General features: G+C 67.2%; 10 protein-coding genes and 1 tRNA gene. All 11 read left to right on the plus strand.

The features are described 5' to 3' along the window. Positions 1-198: 198 nt before the first annotated feature. Positions 199-1,314 (plus strand): alanine dehydrogenase, encoded by a 1,116-nt coding sequence (ald, locus tag ACN263_RS10895; RefSeq protein ID WP_422739673.1) that lies wholly within the window; start codon positions 199-201, stop codon positions 1,312-1,314. Between the two features lie 14 nt (positions 1,315-1,328). Next, positions 1,329-2,306 (plus strand): site-specific tyrosine recombinase XerD, encoded by a 978-nt coding sequence (locus tag ACN263_RS10900; RefSeq protein WP_422740675.1) that lies wholly within the window; start codon positions 1,329-1,331, stop codon positions 2,304-2,306. A 182-nt stretch (positions 2,307-2,488) separates the two neighbouring features. Further along, positions 2,489-3,412: a ParA family protein gene (locus ACN263_RS10905; RefSeq protein WP_357120878.1), complete on the plus strand. Its 924-nt coding sequence runs from the start codon at positions 2,489-2,491 to the stop codon at positions 3,410-3,412. Between the two features lie 41 nt (positions 3,413-3,453). Beyond that, positions 3,454-4,419 carry a segregation and condensation protein A gene (locus ACN263_RS10910; protein ID WP_422739674.1) on the plus strand — a complete coding sequence of 322 codons (966 nt, stop codon included), beginning with the start codon at positions 3,454-3,456 and terminating at the stop codon, positions 4,417-4,419. Further along, complete coding sequence (scpB, locus tag ACN263_RS10915; RefSeq protein WP_422739675.1) at positions 4,412-5,434, plus strand: SMC-Scp complex subunit ScpB; 1,023 nt, start codon at positions 4,412-4,414, stop codon at positions 5,432-5,434. Before ACN263_RS10910 ends, scpB begins: the two co-directional genes overlap by 8 nt. Next, the gene (locus ACN263_RS10920; protein WP_422739676.1) at positions 5,421-6,191 is read left to right on the plus strand and encodes a pseudouridine synthase; all 771 of its coding nucleotides are present in this window, start codon (positions 5,421-5,423) and stop codon (positions 6,189-6,191) included. The genes scpB and ACN263_RS10920 overlap by 14 nt, the downstream gene beginning before the upstream one ends. A 197-nt stretch (positions 6,192-6,388) precedes the next feature. Continuing rightward, positions 6,389-7,069, plus strand: coding sequence for a (d)CMP kinase (gene cmk / locus ACN263_RS10925; RefSeq protein ID WP_422739677.1), 681 nt, complete (start codon positions 6,389-6,391; stop codon positions 7,067-7,069). Beyond that, positions 7,066-8,469, plus strand: a complete 1,404-nt coding sequence (gene der / locus ACN263_RS10930) for a ribosome biogenesis GTPase Der (protein ID WP_422739678.1) — start codon at positions 7,066-7,068, stop codon at positions 8,467-8,469. Before cmk ends, der begins: the two co-directional genes overlap by 4 nt. 168 nt (positions 8,470-8,637) lie before the next feature. Continuing rightward, positions 8,638-8,711 (plus strand) — tRNA-Pro (locus ACN263_RS10935). A gap of 574 nt (positions 8,712-9,285) precedes the next feature. Further along, positions 9,286-9,759 (plus strand): hypothetical protein, encoded by a 474-nt coding sequence (locus ACN263_RS10940; RefSeq protein ID WP_422739679.1) that lies wholly within the window; start codon positions 9,286-9,288, stop codon positions 9,757-9,759. A 335-nt stretch (positions 9,760-10,094) separates the two neighbouring features. Continuing rightward, on the plus strand, positions 10,095-20,669 hold the full coding sequence (locus ACN263_RS10945; protein WP_422739680.1) for a LamG-like jellyroll fold domain-containing protein: 10,575 nt from the start codon (positions 10,095-10,097) through the stop codon (positions 20,667-20,669). The last annotated feature ends 779 nt before the right edge of the window (positions 20,670-21,448 follow it).

A 21,448-nucleotide genomic window follows, 5' to 3' on the forward strand; every position in this document is an offset into this window, starting at 1 on the left:
ACGTCCACCGCCGGCCCGGGTCCTACCCTGACAATCCGTCAGGTCACCCGGGCACCGAATGCCACTGTGCTGGCTCGTGGCGGCACCGGACGCGCCTAGACTGCCGCCGGCGGGACCGGTGGACCGCGGCGGCAACGGGGCCGTCGTGGCACCGAGCGGTCGGGGGGAACGCAACCCCCGAAGAGAGGTGTCTGCATCGTGAAGGTCGGAATCCCACGCGAGGTCAAGAACCACGAGTACCGCGTGGCGATCACGCCGGCGGGCGTCAACGAGTTCACCCGCAGCGGCCACCAGGTCTTCGTCGAGTCCGGCGCCGGCGTCGGCTCCAGCATCACCGACGAGGAGTTCGCCGCCGCCGGCGCGAAGATCCTCGACACCGCCGACGAGGTCTGGGACACCGCCGAGCTGGTGCTCAAGGTCAAGGAGCCGATCGCCGAGGAGTACCACCGGATGCGCGAGGGGCAGGTGCTCTTCACCTACCTGCACCTGGCCGCCTCGAAGGAGTGCACGGACGCGCTGGTCGACCGGAAGGTCACCGGCATCGCGTACGAGACGGTGGAGCTGCCCGACAAGTCGCTGCCGCTGCTCGCCCCGATGTCCGAGGTCGCCGGCCGGCTCGCCCCGCAGGTCGGCGCGTTCTACATGATGCGGACCGGCGGCGGCCGGGGGGTGCTGCCCGGCGGTGTCTCCGGCGTGTACGCGGCGAAGACCGTGGTCATCGGCGCCGGCGTCTCCGGCCTGAACGCCGCCGCCATCGCCCTGGGTCTGCAGTCCGAGGTGCTGCTGCTGGACAAGAACGTGGCCCGGCTGCGTCAGGCCGACGCCATCTACCGGGGGCACCTGCAGACCGTCGCCTCCAACGCGTACGAGATCGAGCGGGCCGTCCTCGACGCCGACCTGGTCATCGGCGCGGTGCTGGTGCCCGGTGCGAAGGCCCCGACGCTCATCTCCAACGAGCTGGTCTCCCGGATGAAGCCGGGCAGCGTGCTCGTCGACATCGCCATCGACCAGGGCGGCTGCTTCGAGGACTCGCGCCCCACCACGCACGCCGACCCGGTCTACAAGGTGCACGAGTCGATCTTCTACTGCGTGGCGAACATGCCCGGCGCGGTGCCGAACACCAGCACCTACGCGCTGACCAACGTCACCCTGCCGTACGCCCTCGAACTGGCCAACCAGGGCTGGCGCGACGCGCTGCGCAGCGACCCCGCGCTGGCGCTGGGCCTCAACACCCACGACGGCCAGGTCACCTACGGCCCGGTCGCCGAGGCGCACGGCATGCCCGTGCTGACGCTGGCCGAGGTGCTGGGCTGACCGACTCCGCGGTGCTGCGGGCCGGTGCGGGCGTCGAACCCGCGCCGGCCCTGCGCCGTGCCGTCCGTGGCTACCTCGACCACCTCACCGTCGAGCGCGGCCTCTCCGCGAACACCCTCGCCTCGTACCGCCGGGATCTGGACCGCTACCTGGCCACCCTGGCCGACGCCGGCGTCGCCGACCTCGCGTCGGTCGCCCCCGGCGTCGTCGAGTCACACCTGGCCCGACTGCGCGCCGGCGACGACGACCACCCGCCCCTTGCCGTGTCGTCGGCCGCCCGCGCGGCCAGCGCGGTGCGGGGCCTGCACCGGTTCGCCCTGCGCGAGGGGCTGGCCGGCGCCGACCCGAGCCGCGACGTCCGCCCGCCGACCCCGCCCCGCCGGCTGCCCCGCGCGCTGGGAGTCGACGACGTGGTCCGGCTGCTGGAGACCGCCGGCCCGGTCACCGCGACCGGCGACGGCGCGTCGCTCGCGCTGCGCGACCGGGCGCTGCTGGAGTTCCTGTACGGCACCGGCGCGCGCATCTCCGAGGCGGTCGGCGCGGCGATCGACGACCTGGACGTCGACGAGGGCACCGTGCTGCTGCGCGGCAAGGGCGGCCGGATGCGCCTCGTCCCGATCGGCGGGTACGCCGTCGACGCGGTCCGCGCCTACCTGGTCCGGGCCCGCCCGACGCTGGCCGCCGCCGGCCGGGGCACCCCGGCGGTGTTCCTCAACGCCCGGGGTGGCGCGCTGTCCCGCCAGGGCGCCTGGATCATCCTGCGGCACGCCGCCGCCCGCGCCGGACTGCCGGTCGACGGACCGTCGGCGGTGTCCCCGCACACCCTGCGCCACTCGTACGCGACCCACCTGCTCGACGGCGGCGCCGACGTACGGGTCGTGCAGGAACTGCTCGGCCACGCGTCGGTGACCACCACCCAGGTCTACACCCTCGTCACCGTCGAACGGCTGCGCGAGGTGTACGCCACCGCCCACCCGCGCGCCCGCGACTGACGGCCCCGGCGGGCGTCGGCCCCGACACGCCGGGCCGGTGCCGAACGCCCTGCTGGTCGGTGGCGTACAGTCGGCATCGGCGCGGACCTCCTGGGGCGACAGACCGGGGTGCGCAGCGGCGCCGCGAAGGACGTCGGACGGCTCCGACGCCGGGTGGGTCGTCGGGAGGGGGCAACGAGGACATGGCTGGCAACGGTGACCGTGCCGAGACGTGGACGTCGGAGCTCCGCGAGCAGCAGGCCGCGCTCGGCAACGATCTGGGTCCGGCCGACCCGGCCGCCTACACCATGCGCAAGCCCATCCCCGAGCCGATGCCCACCGATCGGCACGGTCCGGCGCGCATCATCGCGATGGCCAACCAGAAGGGTGGCGTCGGCAAGACGACCACCACCATCAACCTGGGCGCGGCCCTCGCCGAGTACGGCCGCAAGGTGCTGCTCGTCGACTTCGACCCGCAGGGCGCCCTCTCGGTGGGCCTGGGCGTCAACCCGCACAACCTCGACCTGTCCGTCTACAACCTGCTCATGCAGGACGACGTGACCGCCGAGGACGTCCTCATCAAGACCGACGTCGCGGGCCTGCACCTGCTGCCCGCCAACATCGACCTCTCCGCCGCCGAGATCCAGCTCGTGAACGAGGTCGCCCGGGAGATGGCCCTGGCCCGGGTGCTGCGCTCGGTCCGCAAGGAGTACGACTACATCCTGATCGACTGCCAGCCGTCACTCGGCCTGCTGGCGATCAACGCGCTGACCGTCGCGCACGGCGTGCTCATCCCGCTCGAGTGCGAGTTCTTCAGCCTGCGCGGGGTGGCCCTGCTGCTCGACACCATCGACAAGGTGCGCGAACGGCTCAACTTCGACCTGGAGCTCGAAGGCATCCTCGCCACCATGTACGACAGCCGCACCACCCACTGCCGCCAGGTGCTCCAGCGGGTGGTCGAGGCGTTCGGCGACAAGGTCTACCAGACGGTCATCACCAAGACGGTGAAGTTCCCCGAGTCCACCGTGGCCGGTGCCCCGATCACGACGATGGACCCGGCCTCCTCCGGGGCGCGTAACTACCGTCAGCTGGCCCGCGAGGTGATCGCCGCCCAGTCGGAGCGGTAGCCGGACGTCCCGGTGCCCGTCTCGTGGACTACGGTCGTGCGGTGACCGCGCCGCCCCTCGACCCGCCCGACACCGCCGATCCGGCCGTGGTCGACGAGGCGCAGCCCACCGGCTTCACGGTGCGACTCGCCAACTTCACCGGCCCCTTCGACCTGCTGTTGCAGCTCATCGGCAAACACAAGCTCGACGTCACCGAGGTGGCCCTGCACACGGTGACCGACGAGTTCATCGCCTACATCCGGGCCATGGGCGACGACTGGGACCTGGACGAGGCGAGCGAGTTCCTGCTCATCGCCGCGACCCTGCTCGACCTGAAGGCCGCCCGGCTGCTGCCCGCCGCCGACGTCGAGGACGAGGAGGATCTCGCCCTGCTGGAGGCCCGGGATCTGCTCTTCGCCCGGCTGCTGCAGTACAAGGCGTACAAGGAGGCGGCGGCCCACATCGCCGAGCTGGAGGCGGTCGGCGGTCGCCGCTACCCCCGCGCGGTGAGCCTGGAACCCCGCTACGCCGAGGCGCTGCCCGACCTGGTGCTCGGCATCGGCCCGCAGCGGCTGTTGAAGCTGGCTGTGAAGGCGATGACCCCGAAGGCCGCGCCGGAGGTGTCCATCGCCCACGTGCACATGGTCCGGGTCAGTGTCCGGGAACACGCGGCGATCCTCACCGCCCGGCTGCGCCGGGCCGGCACGGCGACGTTCTCGCTGCTCTGCGCCGACTGCGAGGCCACCCTGGAGGTGGTGGCGCGGTTCCTGGCGCTGCTGGAGCTGTACCGGGAGGGTCTGGTGGCTTTCGTGCAGGAACAGGCCCTGGAGGAGCTGACCGTGCGCTGGACGGGCCCCGCCGACGGCGAGACCGAACTGCACGTCGACGAGTACGCCGGCACGGCCGCCGAGCCCGAACCGACCAGCGGGCCGGAGCCGGCGGAGTCGGAGCCGGCGGGGCCGGAGGCGGCGGGGGAGGCCGGCGGTGCCGCCGGGACGCAAGCGACAGAGGGTGACCGGGATGAGTGACGAAGAACGCCGGGACTCGCTGGCCGATCAGGCCGCCGCCTGGGTCCCCCCGTGGGAACGCCCCCGCCCAGCGGCACCGACCAAGTCCGAGGCCGCGTCGGCGCCCGCGGAGGTTCCGGAGGCCGACGAGCCGGCCGAGCCGCCAGCGACAACCGCGCCGGTCGAGGCCGCCGAGTCGGCCGAGTTCTTAGAGACGGCCGACACGGTCCTGACGGCCCCAGCCGCAGAGACCACCGAGCCGGCCGAGTCGGTTCCGACCGCCCCGACCGCCGAGGTTTCCGAGGCCGTCGGGCCGGCTGAGCAGGCTGCGTCGGCCGAGCCGGCGGTGGCCGCCAGCCCTGTCGAGCCCGTGCCGGCCGGGCCCACGGAGGCGACTGGTGCCGCTCAGGCGGGGAGCCGGGACGTACCTCCGCGGCAGGGCGCCGGGCGGCGGCGGGCGAGCGTCGTGCCGGAGCCCGCGCCCGAGCTGCCCGACGCCGAGTTGCGCGGCGCGTTGGAGGCGATCCTCCTGGTGGTGGACGAACCGGTCAGCGAGCTGGTCCTGGCCCAGGTGCTGGAGCAGCCGGCCGAGCGGATCGGGCCGCTGCTCGACGAGATCGCGGCCGGCTACACGGCCGCCGGGCACGGCTTCGAGCTGCGCCGGGCCGCCGGCGGTTGGCGGTTGTACACCCGGCCGGAATACGCTACCTACGTCGAGCGGTTCGTCCTGGACGGGCAGTCCGTGCGGCTGACCCAGGCGGCTCTGGAGACCCTGGCCGTGGTCGCGTACAAGCAGCCGGTCACCCGGTCGCGGATCTCGGCCATCCGGGGTGTCAACTGCGACGGCGTCATCCGTACGCTTGTCACTCGCGGTCTTGTCGAGGAGTGCGGCACCGAATCGGACAGCGGGGCGTTCCTGTACCGGACCACCACGCTGTTCCTGGAGAAGCTCGGGCTGAACACCGTCGACGAGTTGCCACCCCTCGCACCCTTCCTGCCCGACGACGTAGAAGAGCTTGCTGATGCGACCCGATAACCGTTCCCCGAAGCCCGACGCCCCCGTCTACGAGGGCGCGGAACGCCTGCAGAAGGTGCTCGCCGCCGCCGGCGTGGGTTCCCGGCGCGCCTGCGAGGACCTGATCTTCCGGCGCCGGGTCACCGTGGACGGGCGGGTCGCCAAGCTCGGCGACAAGGTCGACCCGGCCCAGGCCGTGATCCACGTCGACGGCGAGCGCCTTCAGGTCGACGTCCGCCTGGTCTACGTGGCGATGAACAAGCCGCGCGGGGTGGTCACCACCATGGCCGACGAGAAGGGCCGCACCGAGCTGGCCGACTTCATCGGCAGGCGGCTGGACCAGCGGGTCTACCACGTCGGGCGGCTCGACGCGGACAGCGAGGGCCTGCTGCTGCTCACCAACGACGGCACCCTCGCGCACAAGCTCATGCACCCCTCGTACGAGGTGCTGAAGACCTACCTGGCCGAGGTGGTCGGGCCGATCCCGCGCAACCTGAGCAAGCGGCTCCTGGCGGGCGTCGAGCTGGAGGACGGACCGGTCAAGGTCGACTCGTTCAAGGTGGTCGGCACCCTGGGCAAGAGCGCCCAGGTGGAGCTGAGCCTGCACGAAGGGCGCAAGCACATCGTCCGGCGGTTGATGGACGAGGTCGGGCACCCGGTGACCCGTCTGGTGCGTACCTCCATCGGTCCGATCCGGCTGGGCGACCTGCGCACCGGGCGTCTGCGGCGGCTGACCAACGCGGAGGTCGCCGCCCTGTTCCGCGCGGTGGGTGACTGACCCTCGGCCCTGGGGGTACGGCAGCCGGTAGGCTCCGCAGCGGCCGGGAAGCGGCCGCCGGAGGTGGCGTGCGTCGCCTCGGGCGGCGTCGCGTGTGGGTCCGCCACGGGCCCCGGGCATGATTGATGACGATTGACAAACCGCTTGCGGCGTCAGAGCACCGGGCGCTCCGCGAGGTACGGGCTGAGGAGGACACGGTGGAGGAAAACGTACGGGCCGAGCGATGTGTGGTCGCTGTGGACGGGCCGTCCGGTTCGGGTAAGTCCACCGTGTCGCGGCGGCTCGCCGCCGGCATCGGTGCGCGCTACCTCGACACCGGGGCGATGTACCGGGCGATCACGTGGGCCGTGCTGCGCTCCGGCGTGGACCTCACGGACGCCGCGTCGGTGGCCAAGGTCGCCGGCGAGGCGGACCTGCGCATCGGCACCGACCCCCAGGGGTACGGCGTTACCGTCGACGGGGTGAACGTGGACGCGGACATCCGCGGGCCCGAGGTGACCCAGGCGGTCTCCGCCGTCGCCGCCGTGCCGGCCGTCCGTGAGCTGCTTGTCGCCCGGCAGCGCCAGATGATCGTCAACGCGGGTCGGATGGTGGTCGAGGGCCGGGACATCGGCTCGGTCGTGGCACCGGACGCCGACCTGAAGGTCTTCCTGACCGCCTCCGAGGCGGCCCGCGCGGCCCGGCGCAGCGCCGAGGACGCCTCCGACGTGACGGCCACCGCCGCCGACCTGGCCCGCCGGGACCGGCTCGACTCGACCCGCAAGGTCAACCCGCTGGCCCAGGCGCCGGACGCCGTCGTGCTGGACACCACCGAGCTGGGCATCGACGAGGTCGTGGCCCGGCTGCGTGACCTGCTCAGCGAGCGGGGAGTGGCATGAGCGAGGGTGGTGGCTGGGTCGAGTTGCGCGAGCCCGACCTCGCCGTCGAGGAGCCGACCGGCCCGCAGCCGGTGGTCGCGGTCGTCGGCCGCCCCAACGTGGGCAAGTCGACGCTCGTCAACCGGATCATCGGCCGCCGGCAGGCGGTCGTCGAGGACATTCCCGGTGTGACCCGGGACCGCGTGCCGTACGACGCGCAGTGGAACGGCCGGTCGTTCACCGTGGTGGACACCGGCGGTTGGGAACCGGACGCGAAGGACCGTGCGGCGGCCATCGCCGCGCAGGCCGAGACGGCCGTGCTCACCGCCGACGTGGTCCTCTTCGTGGTCGACGCGATGGTCGGCTCCACCGACGTGGACGAGGCCGCGGTGAAGATGCTGCGCCGCAGCGCCAAGCCGGTCATCCTGGTCGCCAACAAGGCCGACAACACCTCCATCGAGATGGAGGCGGTGTCGCTGTGGTCGCTCGGCCTCGGCGAGCCGTTCCCGGTGTCCGCCCTGCACGGGCGCGGTTCCGGTGACCTGCTGGACGCCATCCTCGCCGCGCTGCCGGAAGCCCCGGCGATCGTCGAGAACCGGCCGCGCGGGCCGCGCCGGGTGGCGCTGGTCGGCCGGCCGAACGTGGGCAAGTCCAGCCTCCTCAACCGGTTCTCCGGCGAGGACCGGGCCGTCGTCGACTCGGTCGCCGGCACCACAGTGGACCCGGTGGACAGCCTGGTCGAGATCGGCGGCCAGACCTGGCAGCTCGTGGACACCGCCGGCCTGCGCAAGCGGGTCGGCAAGGCCAGCGGCACCGAGTACTACGCCAGCCTGCGTACCGCCGGCGCGATCGAGGCCGCCGAGGTGGCCGTCGTGCTGCTGGACGCCAGCGAGCCGATCAGCGAGCAGGACCAGCGGATCCTCACCATGGTGACCGAGGCCGGCCGGGCGCTGGTCATCGCCTTCAACAAGTGGGACCTGGTCGACGCCGACCGCCGGTACTACCTGGACAAGGAGATCGACCGGGAGCTGCGCCGCATCCCCTGGGCGATCCGGCTGAACCTGTCGGCCATGACCGGCCGCGCCGTCGACAAGCTGGCCCCGGCCCTCAACAAGGCCCTGGCGAGCTGGGAGACCCGCGTACCGACCGCGCAGCTCAACCAGTGGCTCACCGCGCTCGTACAGGCCACCCCGCACCCGGTGCGCGGTGGACGGGCGCCGCGCATCCTGTTCGCCACGCAGGCCGGGGTCGCGCCGCCGCGGTTCGTCCTCTTCACCACGGGCCCGCTCGACGCCGGCTACCAGCGGTTCGTCGAGCGCAAGCTCCGCGAGGAGTTCGGGTACGAGGGCAGCCCCATCGAGATCTCCGTACGCCCCCGCAAGAAGCTCGGCCCCGGTGGCCGGGGCAAGGCACACGGCTGACCTTTTTGAAGGGGTGGGCCAGACTCTCTCCTGGCCCACCCTCCTAGGACGCTTTTAGGGGTTGTGGGGTGGTTCGCCGCTCCGACAACGCGGGTGGGGCCTGTGCGGACGGGGCAGGAGCGCTGCGCTAAGCTGTACTGGCTGTCGCAGGGGGAACTCTGCGGGGGGCGGGACGTGGCGCAGCTTGGTAGCGCACTTGACTGGGGGTCAAGGGGTCGTCGGTTCGAATCCGGCCGTCCCGACCGATTGACCTGGGGAGATGAAGATCTTCTCGGGTCACGGCGGTAACATCCAGTAACGGATGATCTTTGTTCGCGGTAACGGCGTGGATGGTTGGCCGTTGGCGTGCCAGCTGCACAATGCTCTGACCTGCAGTTTCGTCTGCGTCCTGGTCTGAGCGGCAGTTCTGCTCTTGATTGCGCGTCAAGTGCGGCAGATGTTGCTAGCTGTCGCTACCTCCGATGATGCGACGCCGATGTACAGAGGATCGTCGGTGGGTCCAGCTCCCGACGATCCGAGCCGGATCGAGCCGATCTTCCACCGCACGACGCCGACGAGGCGTGGCTTCTCGGAACGCTGGACTACGAGGACGCCGGCCGGCCCCGCTTTGATATCCGAGTGCGCTCCGCGACTAACGGGCTGGTCCAGGACGGCCCTTGTCCTTCCCGCAGGATCAAGGAGGCGCGCACGGTATGGCTCCACGACCAAGGCATGATCGACGAGGCTTCTGCTCGCCCGTATCCTCAGCCGGTGCGGGGGGACCCACCGCCGTCGCGAGGAGGTCGGCAGGTGTACAGGTATCTACAGCGGCGATGGGTGTTGGTCGGGCTCGTTGCTCTGGCCGTCGCGATAGTGCTGACGTGGATCGTCTGGCCCGACCCCACCACTGCGCCTCGGGAGCGACAATACCGCGACGTCACCGCCTGTTTGCTGACCGACAACAGGGGGCTGGCCAGCCGAGACGCGAGAGCCGCCTGGACTGGAATGCAACGCGCTTCGGTTGAGTCGCTGGTGCAGGTGCAGTACCTAGCCGCGAACGGCGTCCAAGACAGGTCCAATGTGGCTGCCTACTTCAACACGTTGGCTGCTCAGGGGTGCGAGATGGTCATCGCGGTCGGGGTCGCTCCGGTGGACGCGTTAATCGCCGGTAAGGACCGCTTTCCGGCTATTCGCTACGTGGTCGTCGGTGGTGCGCCGAACGTCGGCATGACCATAGTGGAGGCTGGCTCTCCAGATGAGATCGTCGAAGGTGTTGCCGCAGCCGTGCGGACCTTGCCCGCTTCGACCTAACATGTAAAAACTTGGCCACTGACGGCCATTGTTTTCTCAGCAAACGTCCAGGAAGCTTCCCGTTGCATGATCAAGCTACGGGGAGGGCTGCCATGGGCGGTCGACATGATGCTGTTCGCGATGTATCGGCACGTCGACGTGCGCGTACCTCACGGCGGCCTGCGTACCGGCGGATCGCAACCGTTCTGGTGCTCGCCCTGGCTCTCGGTGTTGCTGCTCCACGAGAGCCTCTGCCCATCGTGGCGGGCTCGGGCTTCCCACTTAGTTGGTTCTGGTCACTGCTGGAGGCCCGACCGTCCTGGGCATTAAGTAATCCGCCAACCCCGAAGCAGCAGGTGGGGAAGAATCCGCCGCGCGGTCATTATGCGGAGGCTCCGCTCACCGAGGATCGCAGCAAGCCGGTTCGGGCTAAGGGTGAGTTGGCGCGCTTTCAGCCCCACCGGCCGGAGAGCGCGGTGCGCAAGGCCGGTGACTCGTCGCGCGGGTTCGACCTCAAGACCAGCAAGCGGCAGGCGGCAGCCGCCACCGAGCAGACGGAGATGTTTCGGAACGCGGACGGCTCGTACACCCGGAGGGTCTACCAGCGGCCAGTCAACTTCCGGGCGGCGGATGGGTCATGGCAGCCAATCGACGGCGAGCTGGTGCGGGCTGCCGACGGTCGGCTCCGGCCGCGGGCAAACGGACAGAAGGTCGAGTTCGACGCCTCAGGCGGTGATCCTGCAGCGCCCGCCACTGACGCGACCCCGTTGGTCAGCGTTACATTCGACGCAGGTCGAAGCCTTGCTTACCGGATCGCGGGCGCAGATATCGGTCTTCCCGAGGTGAGCGGGGAAGTGGCGACATACCGCCAGGTCTTCCCGAATGTCGACCTGAGGCTTGCTACCGCGGGACGCGAGGTCAAAGAAAGCCTGGTGTTTCATTCGGCGGACGTCCCCACCGAGTACACCTATCCCCTTGCACTGACCGGGCTTACGGCCGCATTGGATGGCGACGGGTCGGTGGTGTTCCGAGCAGCCGGGGGACAGACGGTCGCCCGGATGCCCGCAGCGTTCATGGAGGACGCCGCCGTTGACGCTTCTGGTGCCGGTGCGATGTCCCGCGACATCCGCTACTCACTTGTCGACACCGTTGACGGCCCTGCGCTCAAGATGACGGTCGACGGCGCCTGGCTGCATGACCGGAAGCGGGCGTTCCCTGTTGTGCTCGATCCGACGATCGCCACCACCAACGGCGACACCTACGTCCAGTCCGGCGGCACCGAATCTGACCGGTCGACTGAGCACAGTATCGGGATCGGCACATTCAACAGCGGTTCGGCCAAGGCACAGGGCCTGCTACCGTTTCCCACCTTCTCCACCGCCTACGCGGGCAAGAAGATCAGCACGGCCAAGCTCAACCTTTTCATGACCTACCAGGGCCTCAACACCGGCTGCGAGGTCCACCGTTTCGACGTCTTCGCCGTCAAGTCGGCCTGGTCGTCCACCGGCGTTCGATCCACGAATTTTCCGACGTTGTCGGCGTCCATCGGCAACGCATCCCCGACCAGCACTGCGGCCTGCGGTAACCAGGCAGCCATCCGGAACGTTGGCATCTGGGTGCCGGTCACGCTCAACGTGTCGGAGGTCAACAACTGGGTTACTGGCGGTGCCAACTACGGCCTCGCGCTGAAAGCGGAGAGCGAGACCAACAACAAGGCATGGAAGCGGTTCACCTCGGTCGATGCCGGGATCGAGACCCCGGCGATGCGTTGTGCCCATGCGACCTACGGCTCGATCAAGTGCGATGCGTTCCTTGACGTGACCTACACGGACAACGTCCCGCCGCAGCTCGACGTTCGCTACCCGGCCAACAACTACGCCGTCAATACGCTGACCCCGGAACTCGCCGCCGCCGGTAGCGACCCGGACGGCTGGCCTAACAAGGGTCTGCGGTACAACTATTTTGTTTACGACGAGGCAGGCGCGCAGCTCAGCACCTCCGGTTGGGTCACCGCTGGCGTATGGAAGGTGCCTGCTGGCGTCCTTGTCTGGGGCAAGACGTACCAATACGCGGTTCAGGTCAACGACTACTCGTCCACCTCGACTGTCGCCCCCGTGAAGTACGCGTTCACGACCCAGGTGCCGCAGCAGATGGTGACCTCTGACCTGGCGCAGAACGGCGGCAAGGGTTACGAGCCGAGTACGGGTAACTACACCACCTCCGACACGGATGTGGAGGTGACGACGGTCGGTCCGGCGCTCAGCATCACGAGGGACTACAACAGCCTCGACACCCGCGTATTCGGGGCGTTTGGGCGAGGCTGGTCGTCGCTGCTCGACATGCAGGCCCGGGAGTCGACCGACGCGAGTGGGGCGCTGCAAACGGTGGCGGTGCGCTACCCGAGCGGTGAGGACGTCTCGTTTGGTCGCAACCCCGACGGCAGTTGGACACCACCCCTGGGTCGCTACTCCGTCTTCAAGGCGGTCACCGGCGGTTACACGTTGACCGACAAGGACACGACCACGTATGAGTTCACGCAGGCGGCGACCGGTGGTGTCTACGGCCTGACCCGGATCACCGACGCTGCGGGCCGGTCACTGACCTTGCACTACGACGCCGGTGGGTTGGTCGATGAGGTGCGTTCACTGGCATCGAGTCGCGCGCTTCGCATTTCTTGGTCGCGTCCACCGAACTCGACGTATCCACACGTCTCGGCAATTACAACGGACCCGGTTGTCAAGGGCGACGCGGCCAGCGTGGTGACGTGGACCTACGACTATGACGACGACCTGCTGACTAAGGTTTGTCCGCCTTCTGGGGCCGCGAACTGTTCCAGCTACCAGTACACGCTGACGCCGCAGCACGCCACCACTGTGGTCAACACCGACCCGTATTCGTTCTGGCGGCTCAACGAGAGCCCCGGTGCGACGGTCGCACAGAGCTCGGTGCTGAGCAACGACGGCGTGGACAACGCCACTTACGCCAACGTCACCCTCGGGAGTTCCGGCCCGGTGGCTAACTCGACCTCCACGGCAGCAAGCTTCAACGGGACGTCGTCGTTGGTGAAACTGCCGGCGAAGCTGGTGACCGAGGCGTCATACCAATCGATCAGCATGTGGTTCCGCACGAGCAGCCCCACCGGCGTGCTTTTCAGCCATCAGGTCGACCCGGTCAGTGCGGGTGCCACGACGACCAAGACCTACACCCCGACTCTATACGTGGGGTCGGACGGCAAGTTGCACGGACAGTTTTGGACGGGCAGTACCGCGAACACCATGGCCTCGCCCAACACGGTAGTCGACGGTCAGTGGCACCACGTTGCCTTGGCCGGCAATGGCGGCAACCAGGCCCTCTACGTCGACGGTGCCCGCGTCGCCACGCTGACCGCCACGATCAATCTTGACCTTGGCATGACGAACGGCTACGTGGGTGCCGGCTTCCTCGGCGGCGCTTGGCCTGCGCAACCGAACACCGCGGCCACCGCCACGTTCTTCGGAGGGTCGATTGCCGATGTGGTCTTCCACAATCGGGCCATCACCACGCCCACGGTGACCTCCCTGTACAGCAGCGGTGTTGCGGCTGACCCCCTGCTGACGCGGATCACGACCCCCGGTGGTCGGGTCCAGGCCGTCGTCGACTACGACACGGTGACGGGCCGGGTCAAGCAGGTCACCGACGAACTCGGCGGAGCGTGGAAGATCGGGGCACCGACCGTTGGCGGCTCGAGCCTGGTCTACGTGTCGGCGGTGCTCGGGTCGCAACCGGAGCACTATTTCCGGCTCGCCGACATTCAGGCACCCACCCAGCCGGTGAACGAGGTGCGCGGCGAGTTCGACGACGCGCGGTACCGAAACGTCACCTTCAATACAACCCAACCCAACACGACGAGCCCGTTCGCCGATTCGTACGGGGCAGTGTTTAACGGCACCAACGCCTATGTCGAGCTGAACACTATGGCGGACCTCGGCGGCGGTCCGTACGACGCCACCAAGTCGGTCGAGATGTGGTTCAAGACCCCGGCAGGCAGCGCCAAGAGCGGCGTGCTGCTGGGCTACACCAATGGCCAGATGGACCTGCCGCCGTCGACGACGGGGGCGACCACCTGGACGCCAGCTCTCTATGTCGGTGGGGACGGCTATCTGCGCGGCGAGTTCTGGGCCCCGTCATCACCCGTCGTCCAGTCCCCGTCGAAGGTCAATGACGGTAAGTGGCACCACATCGCCGTCACCCAGACTCCGAGCCAGCAGTTGCTCTACCTTGATGGCGACATGGTCGGAGGCCATGCCGGCACTGTTCAAGACCTGGCCAGGGTGGCCGCATACCTTGGTACGGGCATCACCAAGGGCTGGCCCGGATCCACGCAGGATGTCTCCTATTTCACCGGGAACATCGCCGAGGTGGCCTTCTACAAAACGCCGCTGAGTGCCGCGGAGGTCGACCGGCACTGGAAGGCGTCGAAGAGCACCACACAGGCTGGCTCCGGCACCACCGGGTCGACGCTGACCTCGATTACCACGACGACGGTCACCGACCCGAAGGGCAAGACCTCTACGCAGGTCTTCGATCTGGTCAACGGTAACCGGCTGATCGCGTCCACCGACGTATTGGGCAACACCACCACCTACGGGTACGACATCGGCGGCTTCGGTTCCGTGACCTACGACCCGCTGCGGAACAAGACCGAGACCGGCCGCGACGTACGGGGAAACACGGTCCGTACGAGCGCATGCCTCACGTCGACAACATGTAAATCGGCCTATTACAACTACTATCCGGATGCGACAAGCACCAACCTTGCACCGGATCCACGTAACGACCAACTGATTGAATACCGCACGGCCAACTCGTACAGCCCAACCGATCCGATGTTCCTCACCCGGTTCGGATACGACACCGCCGGCAACCGGACGAGCACCACGACGCCGCCCGTCGCGGGCTTTCCCGATGGCAAAACCACCACCGTCACCTACACCAGCGCGACCACCGCAGCGGTTGGCGGCGGAACGACGCCGCCCGGACTGCCGGTGACGACCAGGTCCGCTGGCGGCGCCACCCAGACCAACGAGTACAACTCCGCGGGTGATCTGGCACGGATCACCGACGGAGCGGGACTGGTGACCGAGTTCGCTTACGACGGCCTGGGTCGGATCACCGCCAAGACCGTCAAGACCGAGACCCTGGGGGACCTGACCACCTCCATGAGATACGACGCGGAGGGCCAGGTCGTCGAGCAGACCGAGCCCCCCGTGCTAAATCAGGTCACCGGCGCGTCACACACAGGCCGAACGTCAACTGACTACGACCCCGACGGCAACGTCACGGGACGCCGGGTGCAGGACCTGACCGGCGGCGACGCAGAACGTGCGGTCCAGAGTTTCTACGACGACCACGGCCGGATGATCAAAACAGTCAATCCTGCGGGTGTTGTCACCCTGCTCGAATACGACGTCTACGGCAACACCACGGCCGAGGTCACCTGCGACAGTTCGCCATCCCCTGGCGATCCCTGTCCTTCGGGGGACGTGCTGCAAGCGGTACGGAAGACCTTCGACGGCGAGGGCAACGACCTGATCACCACGATCACCGGCGCCGACGGCACCACCACCCAGGTCAGTTTCAAGGCGTACTTCCCGGACGGCAATCTCGCCTCCGACACGGACGCCATGAATTACACGACGAACTACACGTACAACGGCAACGGCACGCTGCGGCGGGTCACCCGGACCGACGGCACCCGCATTTACGTGCTCGAGGAGAACATTCACCGGCCCGACGGGGAGTTGTCGAGCCAGGAAACCAACAACGGCGCGACAATCACCTCATACACCCGCGACCCTGCCAACCGGGTCGTGCAGATAAGCGCGACGGCGCCGGCGGATGTCTACAACAACACGTCACGTGTCACCAGTTTCAGTTTCGACGCCGACGACCATGTGCTGGCCACCCGAACAAGCGACCGCGGCGGTGCGTCAGTTCTGCAGACGACCAACCGTACTTACGATCCACTCGGCCGAATGAAGTCGGAACGGATCGCCGCCGACCCCTCAGTCTCGCCTAACGCCTGGTTCAAGCTTGACGAAACCAGCTTCAGCGACGGATACAACGTTGCCTACGACTCGACAGAGTCAGCCCTCAGTGCCTACGGCGGCCGCGATGTGACCATGTCGGGAGGCATCGCCACATTCGGTGGTGGCGGCCGAGGCCTGCCAATCAGCGGCAATCCCATCGACACTACTAAGTCGTACTCAATCTCTGTCTGGGTCAAGCCTAAGGATTTCCTTAAGGACCAGACCGCGCTGACTCAGAGGGGCTCGAACGGGATCGCGTACTACCTCGAGTACAACAAGACCTTAAATAAGTGGGCCTTCCGCGCGCCGTCATCAGACTCGGCGACCCCGTCGGCCATCTACTCGGCCACCTCCAGCAACGCGTTGGTCGCAGACAGTTGGGTTCATCTGGTTGGTGTCTACAACGCCACCAGTAAGGCGCTCAGCCTCTACGTCAACAACGTCGCCGGTACCGGGGCCACCAACCCGACCCCATTCACCTCCCAGTCGCCGACCATCGGCAGCGGCTACCTCGGCATGGGTGCGTACGCCAGCTACAGCGGCTCCATCGACAACGTGCAGCTCTACCAACGAGCCCTGTCCGCCGCCGAGATCAACACGCTCTACGCGGGAGGCAACGGCCGTACCGGTGAGGCACTCGCTTCGACCACCGGCCTGACGACCAGCTACACGATCGACAAGCTGGGCAACACCACCGCAACCACCGACCCCAAGGGCAAGACCACCAGCTACGAGTACGACGAGGCCGGCCAGTTGGTAAAGACGGTGGAGCCGTCGGTGACCGCCGAGGTGTTCGGCACGGCAGGTGTACCCGTCGTACCGGTCAACCGTATCGGCTACAACACCTTCGGCGAGATAGTCGAGACACAGGACCCACTCTCGAATGTCACCCGCACCCGAGTCGACCCTCTCGGTCGGCCCACCGAGGTGATCGCACCGGACTACACCCCACCCGGCGGTACGCCGATCGTGGGGGCCTCGGTGATCACCAACTACGACAAGCTCGACCGGGTGCGCTCGGTGACCAACGCCGACGGTAAGACGACGAGCTATGAATACGACGCCCTCGGCAATCGGGTCGCAGTCACCGATCCGCGGGGCAAGGTGTCGCGGGCAAGCTACGACAAGCTCGGCCGCCTTCTGGACTCAGTTGACCCGACTGGTGCCAAGCAGACGTCGACGTACGACCTGATGGACCGCCCGCTCACCAGGAGCCAGGTGGTCCGCCAGACCGGCGAAACCAACACCACCAACTATGACTACGGCACCGGCGCGCTCGGTCAGGGCCCGTGGCCCCAGTCAGTGACCACCGCCGCAGGCGTGAAGACATCGAGCACCTACGACTTCACCGGCGCGCCACTGACCACCACCGACGGTGCGAACAATCAGACCAAGTACGAGTACGACGGACTTGGCCGGGCCACCAGGATCACCATGCCGGATGGTACGGCGCAGACCGCCAGCTACGACCCGCTGGGCCGACTCACGCAGCAGCAGGACCTGGATGCCGCAGGCACCGTACTCGTCACCCGCTCAAAGGGTTACGACGACAACGGCAACCTGACGTCGTCGACGGACGGGCGCACGACCACCACCACCTTCGGGTACGACGCGATGAACCGACTGACGAGCGAGAGCCAGCCGGTCACCGCCACCACCGCGATCACAACCAGCTTCGGATACGACGCCGCCGGTAACCAGACTCGCTTTACCGACGGCCGCGGCAACCAGTTCTGGACCACCTACAACACCTGGGGCCTGCCCGAATCACGAATCGAACCATCCACCCCTGCCTACCCGAACCTGGCCGACCGCACCTTCACCACGACCTATGACAAGGCCGCTCGGGTCGTCGACCAAATCGCTCCCGGCGGGGTACGAACCAGCAACAGCTACGACGACGCTGGCCGACTGACCCGACAGTCCGGCACTGGTGCTGAGGCCACCACGGCCGACCGGACCTTCGACTACGACGACGCCGGCCGGCTGACCGGACTCGCGGTCCCGGCCGGCACAGCAGACGTCTCGTACGACGACCGCGGCCTACCGTTGTCCATCACCGGTCCCGGCGACTCGTCCTCATTCACCTACAACAAGGACGGAAAGACGGCGTCGCGCACCGACGCCGCCGGCAGCAGCAGCTACACCTACGACACCGCTGGCCGGTTCCGGACGGCGACCAATACCACCACCGGCGTAAACCTCGTGGTCGGCTACAACAACATGTCGCAGATGTCGTCGATCAGTTACAACTCCGGCAACGTGCGGAGCTTTGGATATGACGCGATGCACCGCCTCAAGTCCGACACTCTGAAAAACGCCGCCGGCACCACCACCCTCGGCTCGATCACCTACGGCTACGACAACAACAACAACGAAACCTCGAAGGTCACCACCGGCTTCGCCGGGTCCGGCGCCAACACCTACACGTACGACCTCGCCGACCGGCTATCGACATGGAACAACGGCAGTACCACCATCGGCTACACATACGATGGAGCAGGCAACAGGACGCAAGCCGGCGGGAAGATCTTCACCTACGACGCGCGGAACCAACTCTCGACGCAGAGCGGTGGGATCTCGTACGCGTACACCGCACGCGGGACCTTGCGCCAGACCAGCTCAACGGCAGGGTCGTTCGCCACCACCGCCGACGCCTTCGGCCAGGTGATTTCCCAACAGTCCGCCGGAGGCACCCGCACCTACTCCTACGACGGGCTTGGTCGCGCCGTCGTACCGGGATTTCGATACACGGGTCTCGACAATGAGCTAGCCCAGGACAGCGGGGCGACCTACACCCGTGGCCCTGACGGTTCGCTGCTCGCGGCCGGCACCGGCACCGGCACGGGTTCTCGGTACGTCTGGACAGACCAGCATGACGACGTCGTGGGCCAATTCACCGCCACCGGCACCACCCTTTCCGGGTCGACCACCTATGACCCCATTGGCACTGTCGTCGCCTCGTCCGGCCTACTCGGCAGCCTGGGCTACCAGTCCGAGTGGACTGACAACCTCACAGGGCGGGTCAACATGCTCGCCCGCTGGTACAACCCGGATACCGGTCAGTTCGACACCCGAGACACCGCGTCCAACAATCCGGTTCCCGACTCGGTCAACGCCAACCGCTTCCAGTACGGCGACGCGAACCCGCTGACGACGACGGACCCGACGGGACACTGGGGCCTTTCGAGCCTCAAGTCGGCCTTCCGGAGCACCGTGTCTGTGGTCACCAACCCTGTGGCGGCGATCCAGACCACCTATCGGGCGACGACTACCCTGGCAAAGAGCTCCTACCAGGCGTTCAACTACGTCCGATCCGGTAAGGCGTTGCAGGACCTCAAGAAGACAGCACGCAACGTCAAGAACAACCTGAAAAAGGCCGCCCATGTCGTTAAGGACACCACGGTCCGCTGGGCGAAAACGAAGATCCAGAAGGTTAAGGACGCGCATCAGGCCGCCAAAAAGTGCATCTCCGGCGGCGTCAGCAAGTGTGCCAAGGAAACCGCGAAGAAGGCAGCAAAAGCCGCCGTCACCAACCTCAAATCGACAGTCGAAGCGATCAAGAAGGATCCGTGGAAGTTCGCGGCGACGGTGGCCGTGGGCATCGCAGCAACAGTCGCGGTGGGCGCCCTCTGCGCCACCGGCGTCGGGTGTCTGATCCTGGCCGGTGCCGCCGCTGGGGCGATGTCCGCTGGCGCCGGATACATGGTCGATGTGAGCCGCGGTGATGAGAAATTCTCATTGGGCAATCTGGCCAGCACAATGATCGAGGGCGGTCTGGACGGTGGTCTCTCGGCCGGAGTGAGCCGGTTGACCGGAGGCGCGACGAAGCTCGCCGGTGGTGGAGCCAGTCGGGCGCTCGGCGGCAAGAGCGGCAGAGGCGCGGCGCCGAGCCGGCCGCAGGGCGGCGAGGGACGACAGCGTGTTTCGGGTTGCAACACTGCGCGGCACAGCTTCGATCCGGCCACCCGCGTTCTGATGGCCGACGGCAGCACCAAGGCGATCAAGGACATCGCACTGGGCGACAAGGTGGCGGCGACCGACCCCGAGGCCGAGGAGACTGCAGCCAAGAGCGTGACCGCCCTGCACGTCAACCAGGACCGAGACCTCACCAACGTCACGGTGCGTGACGCCAACTCGGGTAAGTCGACGGTGCTGAAGACCACGCAACATCATCCGTTCTGGGACGCGACCGACCGCAAGTGGGTGGACGCGGCTGAGCTGAGGGTCGGCCACCGCTTGCTCGTGCACGACGACAAGCGGCTGGAGGGTGACGGCACTGGCGCTGGCATGGGTGGTGGGGGACCTGGAGCACAGGTGACCGTGGTCGAGGTTGAGAACCTCGACGGCGACATCGAGATGCGGGACCTCACCGTCGCCGACATCCACACCTACTATGTGCTCGCCGACAAGACGCCGGTTCTCGTACACAACAACAATGCCTGCAAGCTCGTCAGTAATGGCACGCCCTCTACCGCGACGGTAAGCCCTCAAAGATTGGCCGATGATGCGAGGGCGCTGCACGATACGTACGGCGTGGGAACGCGGGCCGATCAGGGTGCGACGGTAGCCACCGGGCAGCTGGGAGGTGACCTTGTGTACGCGGTAAATCAGAATGGTACGAACCGCGCGCTGCGCGCTTTGGCTGCCAATCTGGGATATAGGCGAGTATTTGCTACTGATCTCAATCCGCAAATCGATACGGATGCCGAGCAGATCCTCTTCAATGCAATTGATGAGGGCGATGAGATTGCTGACGGGATTATTGCCGCGTCCCGGCCGGCTTGCGGGCCAGCTAGACAAAACTGTGCTGCGCGAGGCAATAGCTATCCGAATATTCAATTGTACGACCAGCGAAGGTAGACTCAACTGCCGAGGCTTCGTGGGCCGAGGATCGCCAGCCCACGGGGTCCGGTGACGTTGAATCGGCTGAGATCGAGGAACTGATGCTCTTACTTTGGGACAACATCATCGAGGGCCACGCTGCGGAGCTCAGCCAGATGAGCAGGTCTGAGCTGTGCGAACTCTCGGTCAGGGGCGTCGTGGGCACGGTTCCGCTCTTCGATCCTCCCTTCGTGGAGTACTTTCCACCCTCGACGGCTGGTCTAATTGATTCGACCCTTGCGTCATGCCGCTCCGCTGCGCCGTTGTGGAGGCTGGAGAGTCATCTCGTTAGTGATTTCTACGCGAGTTGCGATTCGCTTCCCAGTGTGCCCGTTCGACCGGGAGTCGGGCCGTTTCTGATGGCGTTGACTCGCCTTGTTGAGGGTATCGCCGAAACGATGGATGCAGACGTAGCGCTTGAGATTCTATCGGCATGCTACGAGTCAATACTGCTTTCGCAGTTGACCGGTAGAATAACGGTTGAAATGCAGGAGAATAATGAGATGTGCCGTAGGGTCGTACGGTTCCAGGAAGAACTAATTGCGGAGTACCATGCAAGATAGCAAGAGGCGGCTGCACTCTCTCATATCCGGGGCGTGTGATCCTGGGATTTCGTGTGGGCCATGTCTGCACTAGCGCGTTTGCTGCGGCCCGTCCGGTGCTGTCTGATTCTGGGAGGTCGCGGATGGCGCGTTGACCGAGGGCGTGCATCTGGAGTAAGTCGGCAGGTGGTAGCGGTGCAGGTGATGTAGCGCCTG

The sequence above is a fragment of the Micromonospora sp. WMMD729 genome (genome assembly GCF_049315225.1).
Lineage (GTDB): Bacteria > Actinomycetota > Actinomycetes > Mycobacteriales > Micromonosporaceae > Micromonospora.

Coding starts and splice junctions, on each gene's coding strand:
- scpB (WP_422739675.1), top strand. CDS start 4,412: ATGAGTGACGAAGAACGCCGGGACTCGCTGGCCGATCAGGCCGCCGCC.
- ACN263_RS10920 (WP_422739676.1), top strand. CDS start 5,421: ATGCGACCCGATAACCGTTCCCCGAAGCCCGACGCCCCCGTCTACGAG.
- der (WP_422739678.1), top strand. CDS start 7,066: ATGAGCGAGGGTGGTGGCTGGGTCGAGTTGCGCGAGCCCGACCTCGCC.
- ACN263_RS10905 (WP_357120878.1), top strand. CDS start 2,489: ATGGCTGGCAACGGTGACCGTGCCGAGACGTGGACGTCGGAGCTCCGC.